Here is a 12,852-nt window from a genome sequence, read left to right on the forward strand (position 1 = left end):
TCGTAGGGGGTCACAGATATCGGCGGACGTTACGACCTTGTCAACGCTGAAACCACCATATTGGTTCAACCCTGTGCATTCTCTGGGATTTTCTTGGAGGCGCCCTGCGCGGAGGCACGACGAAGCAAAGACCCGCAATTCTTTGCTGTGACTGGCCCCCGGTACCCTAGAAGGGTGACTCCCGAAGAACTCTCCCTCGCCATATCCGCATGCCTGAAGGACGCCGTCGCCGCCGGCGAAATCGCCCTGGCAGAATCAGCTGTCCCTGAGGACGTGCGCGTGGAGCGACCCAAGAACCGGGACCACGGCGACTGGGCCACCAACATCGCGCTGCAGCTCGCCAAGCAGGCCGGCACGAATCCCCGCGAATTCGCCACCATCCTCAGCACACGGTTGAAGACAATCAGCGGTGTCTCCGCCGTGGACATCGCCGGGCCAGGGTTCCTGAACATCACCGTTGACGCTGCTGCCGCCGGGGCGCTGGCCAAGGCCATCGTCGAGGCCGGCCCGCAATACGGCACCAACACCGCGCTCGCCGGCCACACCGTCAACATGGAATTCGTCTCCGCCAACCCCACCGGGCCGCTGCACATCGGCCATACGCGGTGGGCCGCCCTCGGCGACGCCATCGCCCGCGTACTGCGTGCCTCGGGCGCGGACGTCACCGCCGAGTACTACATCAACGACGCCGGCTCGCAGATGAACACGTTCGCCAACTCCGTGTACTCCCGCCTCCACGGCCTGCCCGTCCCCGACGGCGGCTACCCGGGCCAGTACATTGCGGACCTCGGCCACGAGGTCCTCACGGCGCACCCGGACATCCGCGAGCTCACCGAGGTTGCCGCGCTCCCGGTCATCCGCGCCGCCGCCTACGAAGCGCAGATGAAGGACATCAAAACCACCCTCGCGGACTTCGGCGTCGCATTCGATGTCTTCTTCTCTGAGCAGGAGCTGCACGACGCCGGTGCGATCGAAAGTGCCGTGGCGCGCCTGCGCGAGCAGGGCCACGTGTTCGACGACGGCGGTGCGGTCTGGCTGCGCACCACGGACTTTGGCGATGACAAGGACCGCGTCATGATCCGCGCCAACGGCGAGCCCACCTACTTCGCCGCGGACGCCGCCTACTACCTTTCCAAGAAGGACCGCGGCTACACCGAGAAGATCTACCTGCTGGGCGCCGACCACCATGGCTACATCAACCGGCTCAAGGCCATCGCCGCCGCTGCCGGCGATGATCCCGAGGTCAACATCGAGGTGCTGATCGGCCAGCTGGTCTCCGTTAACGGGGCAAAACTCTCCAAGCGCGCCGGCAACATCATCGAACTCAAGGACCTCATCGAATGGCTGGGTAAGGACGCTGTCCGTTATTCACTGGCACGCTTCCCCGCAGACTCTCCGCTGACGCTTGACCCTGAGCTGCTGAAGAAGAACAGCAACGAGAACCCCGTGTTCTACGTGCAGTACGCCCATGCCCGTTCCCGCGGTGCCGCCCGCAACGCGGTGGCTGCCGGAGTGGAGCGCCAGGTGGACGGCGCGGACAGCTTCGACGCCTCCCTGCTGGACCACGCCACCGAGAACGAGCTGCTCTCGTTTCTTGGCAGCTACCCCTCCGTGGTGGCCAAGGCGGCGGAACTGCGCGAACCGCACCGCGTGGCACGGCACCTGGAAGCCATCGCCGGTGCCTACCACCGCTGGTACGACGCGTGCCGCATTGCCCCGATGGGCGACGAAGCGGTCACCGATACCAACCGCACGCGGCTGTGGCTCAACGACGCCACCAGCCAGGTGCTCGCCAACGGCCTTGAGCTGCTGGGCGTCTCCGCGCCGGAACGGATGTAACGCGATGACCGTGGAAATCCAAAACGGCGCGTCCCCGCTGGCCCCCGACTGGCTGCAGGTCCCGGCCGACCTGAATGAGCTGAAAGAACCCATGTGGGCAGGCAGCGTGGACCGGAACAGTGCCGGTGCCCTCACTGTCGGCGGGGTCAGCGTCCAAGAGCTCAAGGAGCAGTTCGGCACGCCCCTCTTCGTGATGGACGAGGCCGACTTCCGTGCCCGTGCCCGCGCGTTCAAGGACTCCTTTGACGCCGCCTTCGCCGATATCTGCGGCGGGGTTGACGTGTACTACGCCGGTAAGTCATTCCTTTGCACCGCCGTGGTGAAGTGGGTGGAAGAGGAAGGGCTCCGCCTGGACACCGCGTCCGGCGGTGAACTTGCCGTGGCCGCCCGCGCCGGTATCGCAGGGGAGCGGGTTGCGCTGCACGGCAACAACAAGTCCGATGCCGAGATCACCCGGGCTCTGGACATGGGCCTGGGCCGCATCGTGGTGGACAGCCTGGACGAGCTCGTCAGGGTAGGGGACATTGCCCGGGCCAGTGGCCGGCAGGCGAAGGTCATGCTCCGGCTCACTCCGGGCGTCCATGCGCACACACACGAATTCATCGCCACCGCCCATGAGGACCAGAAGTTCGGCCTCTCCATGGCCGCGGACACCACTGAGCAGGCTGGACTTTCCGCAGCTGAGGAAGCTGTGGCCGCAGCATCGGCCCACCCGGGCATCGAGCTGCTCGGCCTGCACTGCCACATCGGTTCCCAGATCTTTGAGCCGGACGGTTTCGCCCTGGCGGCGGAAAAGCTGTTGCGCTTCCTCGCGGCCATGCAGGAGAAGTACTCCATCACCATGCCCGAGCTGGACCTCGGCGGCGGCTACGGCATTGCCTACACGCCGGTGGACACCCCCCGCCCCGCGGCCGAGATCGCGAAGGCGATGGCCGCCGTCGTGCGTTCCACCTGCGCTGAACTGGGCATCGACGCGCCGCGCATCTCCATCGAGCCCGGTCGCGCCATCGTCGGCAGCACCACCTTTACGTTGTACGAGGTGGGAACGCTCAAGACCGTCCGTGTCGATGCGGCTGCGTCGGACAATGGTGACGCAGGCAACAACGTTACGTATCCCCGCCGCTATGTTTCAGTGGACGGCGGCATGAGCGACAACGCCCGTCCGGTGCTGTACGACGCCGATTATTCGGCCGTCCTGGCCTCACGCACCTCCACGGCCGCCCCGCAGCTGTCCCGAGTGGTGGGCAAACATTGCGAGAGCGGCGACATAGTTGTTAGAGATGTATATCTGCCCGGGGACGTGGCAGCCGGTGATCTGCTTGCTGTACCGGGAACCGGCGCCTACTGCTGGGCCCTCTCGAGCAACTACAACTATCTGGCCCGGCCGGGCGTTGTCGCGGTGCGCGACGGATTTGCCCGGCTGATTGTCCGCGGGGAAACCGAAGAAGATCTGCTGAACCGCGACATGGGAGCCTGAATGACGGAAATGCGAACCCTGAAAGTAGCCCTGCTGGGCTGTGGCAACGTTGGGGCCCAGGTTGCGCGGATCCTCATTGAGGACGCCGACGCCCTCGCAGCCCGCACCGGTGCGCGGCTGGAACTCAGCGGCATCGCCGTGCGCAACGTGAACTCCAAGCGCGACGTCGAGCTGCCGCAGGAACTGTTCACCACCGACGCCGAGACCCTGGTCAAGGATGCCGACCTGGTCATCGAACTGATGGGCGGCATCGAACCGGCCCGCACGCTGATCCTCTCCGCGCTCACTAACGGCGCCTGCGTGGTCACCGGCAACAAGGCCCTGCTCGCGCAGGACGGCCCCACGCTGTACGAAGCAGCGGACAAAGCCGGCGTGCAGCTGTCCTTCGAGGCCGCCGTTGCCGGTGCAATTCCCATTCTGCGGCCCATCCGAGACAGCCTGTCCGGCGACCGGATCACCCGGGTGCTGGGCATCGTCAACGGCACCACCAACTTCATCCTTGACCAGATGGACTCGACGGGTGCCCAGTTCGCCGACGCCCTCGCCGAAGCGCAGCGCCTCGGTTATGCCGAAGCCGACCCGACGGCAGATGTCGAGGGCCATGACGCCGCCGCCAAGGCCGCCATCCTCGCAACGCTGTCCTTCCACACCCGCTTTGCACTGGAAAACGTCCACTGCGAGGGAATCACCTCCGTTACGGCGGCAGACATCGCCGCGGCCAAAGACGCCGGCTTTGTCATCAAGCTGCTGGCGATCGCCGAAAAGCTTGCTGTCACAGACACAGAAACAGGCGGCGGGGAGGGCGTGTCCGTCCGCGTGCACCCCACGCTGCTGCCCCGCGAGCACCCGCTGGCTGCTGTCCGTGGCGCCTTCAACGCCGTGTTCATCGAGGCGGAAAATGCCGGCGAGCTGATGTTCTACGGACAGGGCGCCGGCGGCACGCCGACGGCGTCTGCGGTCCTGGGTGATCTCGTTTCCGCTGCGCGCCGTTTGGTCCTGGGCGGACCCCAGCGCACCGAAACCACCACCGGCCACGTCCCGGCACTGCCCATCGATGCCTCTGTCACCAGCTACTACATCGGGCTCGACGTCGCGGACCAGCCCGGCGTCCTGGCCAGGATTGCCCAGCTGTTCGCCGGAAACGGTGTCTCCATCGAAACCATGCGGCAGACCATCCACCGCGACGCGGAGTCCAATGTGGAATCCGCCGAACTCAGGATCGTCACCCACCGCGCGTCCGAGGCCGCCCTCGCGGCCACCGTCGAGGCCGTGAAGGGCCTGGACGTCATCAATTCAGTTACATCCGTTCTGCGGGTAGAAGGAGTCTAAGTGGCTCACCAATGGCGCGGCGTCATCCGCGAATACGCTGACCGCCTGCCCGTCACGGCATCCACCCGGGTCATCACCCTGGGCGAAGGCGGCACTCCGCTGGTGCATGCACAGAAGCTCTCCGAGCTCACCGGCTCCGAGGTGTACCTCAAGGTTGAGGGCATGAACCCCACCGGTTCCTTCAAGGACCGCGGCATGACCATGGCCATGACCGCCGCCGTCGAGTCCGGGGCCAAGGCAGTGGTGTGCGCCTCCACCGGCAACACCTCCGCGTCGGCTGCTGCCTACGCAACGGCCGCGGGTCTGAAGTGCGCCGTCCTGGTGCCCGAAGGAAAGATCTCCATGGGCAAGCTGAGCCAGGCCATTGCGCACGGCGCCACGCTGCTGCAGGTGGACGGCAACTTCGACAACTGCCTGGACATCGCCCGGAAGCTGGGGGAGTCCTACCCCGTATTCCTGGTCAACTCCGTCAACCCCGCCCGCATCCAGGGCCAGAAGACCGGAGCGTTCGAGGTTGTTGACGCCCTCGGCGACGCCCCGGACATCCACGTCCTCCCCGTAGGCAACGCCGGCAACATCACCGCGTACTGGAAGGGCTACAAGGAGTACTCTGCGCCGTTCGAGTCCGAAACCGCGGGCACGCTTCCTGCAGTGTCCACCAAGACGCCTGCCATGTGGGGCTTTCAGGCCGCTGGTGCCGCGCCGTTCGTTGCCGGCCACCCCATCACCGAACCGGACACCATCGCCACCGCCATCCGGATTGGCAACCCCGCCTCCTGGGATGGTGCCGTGGGTGCCCGCGACGAGTCCGGCGGCCTGATCGATGCCGTGACCGATGACGAAATCCTGGCCGCGCACCGCTGGCTGTCCGCCAAGGAAGGCGTCTTCGTCGAGCCCGGTTCCGCTGCTGGCGTTGCCGGACTGCTCAAGAAGCACGCTGCCGGTGAGGTTCCTTCGGGGAAGACCATCGTCATCACTGTCACCGGGCACGGGCTCAAGGATCCCCAGTGGGCCCTTCGCACCGAAGACGGCAGCGACGTCCAGCCGGTCAAGGTCTCCAACGATGTTGTCACTGTTGCTGCTGAACTGGGACTGGAAGAAAAATAGCCTTGAACGCCACCTCGCAGGCCGCCGTCGGACTGCAACTCATCGAGCCCGGCCAGCGCGTTACAGTGAGGGTGCCGGCCACCACGGCCAACCTGGGCCCGGGCTATGACAGCCTCGGCATGGCCCTGGCCCTGCACGACACCCTGACGGTGGAGAGCCTGGACACGGACGAACTCGTCTTCGACCTGCGTGGCGAAGGGGCGGACACCCTGCCCCGGGACGCCAGCCACTTGGTGATCCGCGCAATGGATGCGGCCTTCGAACGGCTTGGCTTCCGCCACGGCGGCCTGAAGGTGACGGCCGAGAACGTCAACCCGCACGGCCGGGGGCTGGGCTCCTCCGCGTCGGCAGTGGTGGCGGCAGTGTCCGCCGCAAATGCCATGGTTCCTGCGGAAAGCCGGCGCGGCCGGGACTGGATCCTGCAACTCACCAGTGAGATGGAAGGCCACCCGGACAACGTCGCACCCGCGATTTACGGCGGACTGGCGCTGTCATGGCAGGACAGTGACCAGTACAGCAGTACCCGCGCCGAGGTGGCCGGAGCGGTGATCCCGATCGTGGCTGTTCCCGACTTCGAACTGTCCACCGAAGCGGCGCGTGCCCTCCTGCCCGCCTCGGTGGGACACCACGCGGCTGCCATGAACTCCGGCCGGGCCGCGCTCCTGATTCACGCCCTGACTCGGGATCCCGGATTCCTGCTGGCGGGTACGGAAGACTACCTGCACCAGAGCTACCGGGCGTCGGCCATGCGGCCCAGTGCAGCCCTTATCACGGCGCTGCGGCGGGCAGGCCATGCGGCAGTGGTTTCCGGCGCCGGTCCCACCGTGCTGGTGCTGGCCAACGGCGAACCGGAAGCAGCAGACATCCTGGCCTTCATCGACGCGTTCACGGGCTCCAACACGCCGGAAGTGAACTGGCGCGTACTGAAGCTCGCAGTGGACGTGGAAGGTGCTAAGGTGGACGTGCACCGGCGGTAATTCCGCCTATCTGATCTGCTTCTGCACTCAGTGGCTCCTGATCTCCTACTGCGAATCTATTCCGGTGCCACCTGCTTGGTCTGTCGCAGGAATTTGCAGCATCCAACTGCCCCCCACGCGTCAGTCCTCCGTTCCGCCACGGGCGGTACGGAAGGTGAATCAGTACCGGCCCTGCTGGCCGAAATACAACCGGCAAGGCCGCAACATGCGGCTGCAGATCTGAACTGCAGCCCAGATCAAATCATCGCGTCCAGCTCCCAGTCCGGACGCCGTCGAGGGGGAAGGATCCTTCGTGACCGAAACCACTGAGCTGTCACCAGCTGTGGAACTATCATCTTCTGTTGCCGAGTCACCGGCAGCACCCGCCAAGAGCAGCGGCCTTGCAGGCCTGAAGCTCGCCCAGCTGCAGGCCCTGGCCAGCCAGCTCGGGATCTCGGGCGGTTCCCGCATGCGCAAGGGGGACCTGGTGGCTGCCATCTCCGCCCACCGTGCAGGCACTCCCACCACCAAGGCACCGGCAAAGGCAACTGAAAAGGCTTCCGCCCCCGTTGCCGCTCCCGCAGTTTCCGCCCCGGCTGCCGCACCTGAGGCTGCCGAAGCGCCGGCCGCTGAAGGGACCCGCGCCCGCCGCGGCCGCAGCCGCCGCGCCGGCAGCGACGGTGTTGTTGTAACCCCCGCCGCCGAAACCGCTCCCGCAGTTGAAACGGCGCCCGTTGCGGAAACTGCTGCAGCGCCGTCGGCTGCTCCCGCTGCGGAAACAGCCGAGGCCGCTCCCGAGCGCCGCCAGCCCCGTACCCGCAACCGCCGCCGCGGCGAAGCCGCCGCCCAGGAAGCGTCCACCGAAGCTTCCGCGGAACAGCCGGCCAGCGAAGCCAAGGCCGCCGAACAGGGCAACACCGAGCAGAAGGCCGCCGAACAGCGCGCGGAGTCCACCGAAACCGTGGATGCCGGCCAGCGCAACGACCGCCGTGACCGCAGCCGTGGAGGCCGCGACAACCGCGATGCCGATGCCGGCCAGCGCGACAACAGCCGCGACGCGGGCCAGCGCGACAACAGCCGTGACAACCGCGATAACCGCGACGGAGATGACTCCGACGGCAGCAGCCGCCGGAACCGCCGCAACCGGCGCGACCGCAATGACCGCAACGACCGCTCCGGTGGCCAGGACCGGGACAACAGCTCCCGCAACGACCGCTTCCGCGACCGCAACGACCGTCGCCGCGGACGCAACCAGGGTCCGGACGTCGACGACGTCGAAGTCACCGAGGATGATGTCCTCCTGCCCGTCGCCGGCATCCTGGACGTCCTGGAGAACTACGCATTCATCCGCACGTCCGGCTACCTGCCCGGCCCCAACGACGTTTACGTTTCGCTGGCACAGGTCAAGAAGTACAACCTGCGCAAGGGTGACGCGGTTGTCGGCGCCATCCGTGCACCGCGCGACGGCGAAGACCGCAACCAGCAGTCCACGCGCCAGAAGTTCAACGCACTGGTCCGCGTCACGTCCGTCAACGGCAAGACCGCCGAAGAGCTCAAGGACCGCGTCGAATTCGCGAAACTCGTCCCGCTGTACCCGTCAGAGCGCCTGCGCCTCGAGACGGACCCCAAGAAGATCGGTCCCCGGGTCATCGATCTCGTGGCTCCCATCGGCAAGGGCCAGCGTGGCTTGATTGTCTCACCGCCCAAGGCCGGCAAGACGCTCATCCTGCAGTCCATCGCCAACGCGATCACCACCAACAACCCTGAGGTCCACCTCATGATGGTGCTGGTTGACGAACGTCCCGAAGAAGTCACGGACATGCAGCGCACCGTCAAGGGAGAGGTTATTGCCTCCACCTTCGACCGTCCCGCAGACGACCACACCACCGTGGCCGAGCTCTCCATCGAACGCGCCAAGCGCCTCGTGGAAATGGGCATGGACGTGGTGGTCCTCCTGGACTCCATGACCCGCCTGGGCCGCGCCTACAACCTGGCAGCGCCGGCCTCCGGCCGTATCCTGTCCGGTGGTGTCGACTCCGCCGCGCTGTACCCGCCGAAGCGCTTCTTCGGTGCAGCCCGCAACATCGAAAACGGCGGCTCGCTCACAATCCTGGCCACCGCCCTCGTCGAGACCGGCTCCAAGATGGACGAAGTCATCTTCGAAGAGTTCAAGGGCACCGGCAACATGGAACTGCGCCTGTCCCGCCAGCTGGCAGACAAGCGCATCTTCCCCGCCGTGGACGTCAACGCCTCCAGCAGAGCCTTGAGCTGCTGACCAACAAGATCCGGGAAACCGGGAGCAACGTCGAGTTCCTCATGCAGGTACAGAAGACGACGCTTGGTGCTAAGTCGGATAACGACAAGTAGCTGATTTCGGGGCGGGCGCCGGTGCGTTCGTGCGGTAGGTGCCGCGCGGATGTTCCGCCCCCGCCCCTTCGCGTTGCAGCAGACGTACTGCGTATGTCCGCTGCAACGCTCCGACAGGCCCGATGCCACTCCCTGGGCGGAACATCCGCGCGGCAGTTGCGGGGCTCGCTCACCGTGGCGCGCCGCTTCTTGTGCCTGATTTAAGATGGGCACAGAACGAAAGAGGTTAATAAATGTTTGAGTCCGTACAGGGCCTGCTTGATGAGCATGATTCCATTCAGGCGCAGCTGGGGGATCCTGCTGTTTATGCTGACCAGCGGCTTGCCCGGAAGTTGGGGCGGCGGTCGGCTCAGCTCAATGGCATTGTGGAGGCCTACCACCGGTGGGAAGGGTTGCGGGACGATCTTTCTGCAGCCAAGGAGATGGCTGCTGAGGATCCCGAATTCGCTGCAGAGGTTCCCGAGCTGGAGGCGTCGCTGGAGACCGCGGCTGCAAAGCTCCGCCGGCTGCTCATTCCCCGCGATCCGGACGACGCACGTAACGTGATCCTCGAGGTCAAGGGCGGCGAAGGCGGCGACGAAGCCGCGCTGTTTGCCGGCGACCTCCTGCGCATGTACACCCGGTACGCGGAATCCCGCGGCTGGAAGACTGAAATCATCTCCGCCACCGAGTCGGACCTGGGCGGCTACAAGGACGTCCAGGTGGCCGTCAAAGGCAGCTCCAACGACCCCGCCGAGGGCGTTTACGCACGGCTCAAGTTCGAAGGCGGCGTCCACCGCGTTCAGCGCGTCCCCGTCACCGAATCCCAGGGCCGCATCCACACCTCTGCCGCAGGCGTGCTGGTCCTCCCCGAAGTTGACGAGCCCGAAGAGCTCGAAATCAACCAGAACGACCTCAAGATCGACGTGTACCGGTCCTCCGGCCCGGGTGGCCAGTCGGTCAACACCACGGACTCCGCCGTCCGCATCACGCACCTTCCCACGGGCATCGTTGTGGCAATGCAGAACGAAAAGTCGCAGCTGCAGAACCGTGAAGCCGGCATGCGCGTGCTGCGGGCCCGCATCCTTGCCCACCAGCAGGAGCAGATTGACGCCGCCAATTCCGAACAGCGGAAATCCCAGATCCGCACCATGGACCGCTCCGAGCGGATCCGCACCTACAACTACCCGGAAAACCGGATCGCGGACCACCGCACCGGCTACAAGGCGTACAACCTGGACCAAGTCATGAACGGGGATCTGGAACCGGTCATCCAGTCTGCCATCGAGATGGACGAACAGGCACGCCTGGACGCCATCGGCGACTAGTCCCCGCGCATGAGTGCAGGCCAGACCCTCGCTGACGCTGTCAGCGCGGCAACCGCTGTCCTCCGCGAGGCCGGCGTGCCCAGCCCCCGCGTCGACGCCGAGCTCCTCGCCGACCACCTGCTCCAGGTCGGCCTGGGCCGGCTGCGCGCCCTGATGCTCGGCGACACCCCGGCGCCCGATGGGTATGCCGAACTTGTTGCGGAGCGGGCAAGCCGTGTGCCGCTCCAGCACATCACCGGGGTGGCCCACTTCAGGTACCTCGAACTGGCCGTAGGCCCGGGTGTTTTCATTCCCCGGCCGGAAACTGAATCCGTGGTCCAGCTGGTGATCGACCATGTGGCGGGAAGGGGCGCCCCACGGATCGTGGACCTCGGTACAGGGTCCGGCGCAATCGCAGGCTCCATCGCGCACGAGGTCCCCGGCGCCGAAGTCCATGCCGTCGAGTTCAGTCCGCTGGCCCACGCCTGGGCGGCCCGGAACCTCGAACCCCTCGGCGTCCACCTCGTCCTGGGGGACCTCCGGACCGCACTTCCGGAGCTGAACGGAACCTTCGACGTCGTGATCTCCAACCCGCCCTACATCCCGGCCGAAGCCATCCCCAACGAACCCGAAGTGGCACTGCACGACCCCCCGGAGGCACTCTACGGCGGGGGAGCGGACGGTATGGAGCTCCCGACGGCGGCCGCGGCCTCCGCTGCGCGTCTCCTGAAGCCCGGGGGCTACTTCGTGATGGAACACGCCGAAGTCCAGGCCGGCTGGATCGGCGCCATGCTTGGCAGGCAGGGAGCCTGGAACGGTATCAGCACGCATGTGGACCTGAACGGCAAAGAGCGCGCCACCAGCGCCTTCCTCGCCGGACCCGGCCACACGGAATGAAAGAATAGGCCTGTGACCACAACCTACGACTGCAGCACCGACGGCCAGCGCGCCGAAGCCCTTGAACATGCCCAGAGGGCCATCAGCGAGAAGAAATGCGTGGTCCTGCCCACGGACACCGTGTACGGAATCGCCGCCGACGCCTTCTCGCCGCAGGCCGTCACCATGCTCCTGGTGTCCAAGGGACGCAGCCGCACCATGCCTCCGCCCGTGCTGATTCCCCGAATCAACGCCCTGGACGGGCTGGCCACGGACATTTCCGCGGAGGCCCGGAAGCTGGCAGAGGCCTTCTGGCCCGGCGGCCTCACGCTCATCTTCCACGCCCAGCCGTCACTGGACTGGGACCTTGGCGAGACCAAGGGGACCGTAGCGCTGCGGATGCCTGCCGACGAAATCGCGCAGGAGCTGTTGACCCTTACCGGGCCCCTGGCCGTATCCTCCGCGAACCGGACCGGACACGCCCCGGCCCAGACCGCCGCCGCGGCGCGCGAGCAACTGGCGGATTCCGTGGAGGTCTACCTGGAAGGCGGCTTCCGCCCTGCCGAGGGGGCTGACGCTGTTCCGTCCACGATTGTTGATGCCACCGGACCCCGCCTCCGCGTTGTCCGCAACGGGGCGGTCAGCCTCGACCAGCTCCGCGAACACGTTCCGGGCGTCCTGGGCCTCGGCGAAATTCCCATGGCCGAGGAGGATCCGGCGGAGCCGGACGCGGCTGCGGAGCCGGCAGACGGGGAAAACCCGGGCAACGACGCTGCAAACGGTGATTCGGCAGGCGCTGATTCCGCCGCGCCTGCCGGGGAACAGCAGCCTTGATGACACTGGAGCGCCAGCAGATCCCTGTCCTGGACGTCCACGCCACTCCACTGCGGGTTCCCGAACTGGTTGACGAGCTCAGCCGTTTCATCGAGGACGGCTCCACCAGGACGGTGCTGGGACACAACCTCCACAGCGTCACCCTCACGCTCTCCGATGACGGGTTTCGCCGCCTCTACGAGGACAGCGACATCGTGCTCCTGGATGGGGCGCCGGTGCTGTGGCTGTGGGGGAGGACCGGCAACGCGGCCGGTCCGGTCATGGACTACCGGCTCGGCTCCACCGACTGGCTTCCCGCCCTTGACCAGGTGCGCGGTCTTGAGCGCATTGCCGTGGTGGGTGCCGGCAATGAGGCCAACTCCGGTGCTGTCGCCCGGCTGAGGACCATCCTTCCCGGTGCCCGCGTGGAAGGTTTTCCGGGCGAGGACTGGAACCCGGAACTGGAAGACGCGGCTGTCGCATGGCTGCACCGCGAGCAGCCTCAACTGGTGTTGTTGGGCCTGGGCATGCCCCTGCAGGAGGAGGTGCTGCAGCGTCGGCTGGCCGGCATGCCGCCGGCCATCTATTGCGCCGTGGGTGGTGCCATCGAACAGCTGGCCGGGATCCAGAAGCTGGCGCCGCGCTGGCTGGGGCGGCTGGGCCTTGAGTGGGCCTGGCGGCTGCTGCTGCACCCGCGCCGCGTCGCTTACCGTGTTTTCGGCGAGCCATGGGTCCTGCTGTGGCTCCTGGCTACGCGCCGGTTATCCCGCAAGGCTTAGCGGGTTCCTCCGGCAGCCCCGGC

General features: G+C 66.5%; 9 protein-coding genes and 1 pseudogene. All 10 read left to right on the forward strand.

The window, feature by feature from the left end; translation table 11 throughout:
* The first annotated feature begins 174 nt into the window (after positions 1-174).
* A complete protein-coding gene (gene argS, locus UC32_RS07095; RefSeq protein ID WP_045730547.1) occupies positions 175-1,839 on the forward strand; it encodes an arginine--tRNA ligase in 1,665 nt (554 codons plus the stop codon).
* Between the two features lie 4 nt (positions 1,840-1,843).
* Positions 1,844-3,316, forward strand: a complete 1,473-nt coding sequence (gene lysA / locus UC32_RS07100; protein ID WP_045730548.1) for a diaminopimelate decarboxylase — start codon at positions 1,844-1,846, stop codon at positions 3,314-3,316.
* Positions 3,317-4,645 (forward strand): homoserine dehydrogenase, encoded by a 1,329-nt coding sequence (locus UC32_RS07105; protein WP_045730549.1) that lies wholly within the window; start codon positions 3,317-3,319, stop codon positions 4,643-4,645.
* A complete protein-coding gene (gene thrC / locus UC32_RS07110; protein ID WP_045730550.1) occupies positions 4,646-5,752 on the forward strand; it encodes a threonine synthase in 1,107 nt (368 codons plus the stop codon). It begins immediately after the preceding gene.
* A 2-nt stretch (positions 5,753-5,754) separates the two neighbouring features.
* Positions 5,755-6,729 carry a homoserine kinase gene (gene thrB, locus UC32_RS07115; RefSeq protein ID WP_045730551.1) on the forward strand — a complete coding sequence of 325 codons (975 nt, stop codon included), beginning with the start codon at positions 5,755-5,757 and terminating at the stop codon, positions 6,727-6,729.
* Between the two features lie 292 nt (positions 6,730-7,021).
* A pseudogene (gene rho, locus UC32_RS07120) lies at positions 7,022-9,075 on the forward strand (transcription termination factor Rho).
* A gap of 233 nt (positions 9,076-9,308) precedes the next feature.
* Positions 9,309-10,382, forward strand: a complete 1,074-nt coding sequence (gene prfA, locus UC32_RS07125; RefSeq protein WP_045730552.1) for a peptide chain release factor 1 — start codon at positions 9,309-9,311, stop codon at positions 10,380-10,382.
* 9 nt (positions 10,383-10,391) lie between these two features.
* Positions 10,392-11,258, forward strand: a complete 867-nt coding sequence (gene prmC, locus UC32_RS07130) for a peptide chain release factor N(5)-glutamine methyltransferase (RefSeq protein WP_045730553.1) — start codon at positions 10,392-10,394, stop codon at positions 11,256-11,258.
* Between the two features lie 12 nt (positions 11,259-11,270).
* Positions 11,271-12,071, forward strand: coding sequence for an L-threonylcarbamoyladenylate synthase (locus UC32_RS07135; RefSeq protein ID WP_045730554.1), 801 nt, complete (start codon positions 11,271-11,273; stop codon positions 12,069-12,071).
* Positions 12,071-12,829, forward strand: coding sequence for a WecB/TagA/CpsF family glycosyltransferase (locus tag UC32_RS07140; RefSeq protein WP_045730555.1), 759 nt, complete (start codon positions 12,071-12,073; stop codon positions 12,827-12,829). The genes UC32_RS07135 and UC32_RS07140 overlap by 1 nt, the downstream gene beginning before the upstream one ends.
* Positions 12,830-12,852: the final 23 nt, after the last annotated feature.

It is taken from the genome of Pseudarthrobacter chlorophenolicus (assembly GCF_000962805.1).
GTDB lineage: Bacteria > Actinomycetota > Actinomycetes > Actinomycetales > Micrococcaceae > Arthrobacter > Arthrobacter chlorophenolicus_A.

Coding starts and splice junctions, on each gene's coding strand:
- lysA (WP_045730548.1), top strand. CDS start 1,844: ATGACCGTGGAAATCCAAAACGGCGCGTCCCCGCTGGCCCCCGACTGG.
- prmC (WP_045730553.1), top strand. CDS start 10,392: ATGAGTGCAGGCCAGACCCTCGCTGACGCTGTCAGCGCGGCAACCGCT.
- prfA (WP_045730552.1), top strand. CDS start 9,309: ATGTTTGAGTCCGTACAGGGCCTGCTTGATGAGCATGATTCCATTCAG.
- UC32_RS07105 (WP_045730549.1), top strand. CDS start 3,317: ATGACGGAAATGCGAACCCTGAAAGTAGCCCTGCTGGGCTGTGGCAAC.
- UC32_RS07140 (WP_045730555.1), top strand. CDS start 12,071: ATGACACTGGAGCGCCAGCAGATCCCTGTCCTGGACGTCCACGCCACT.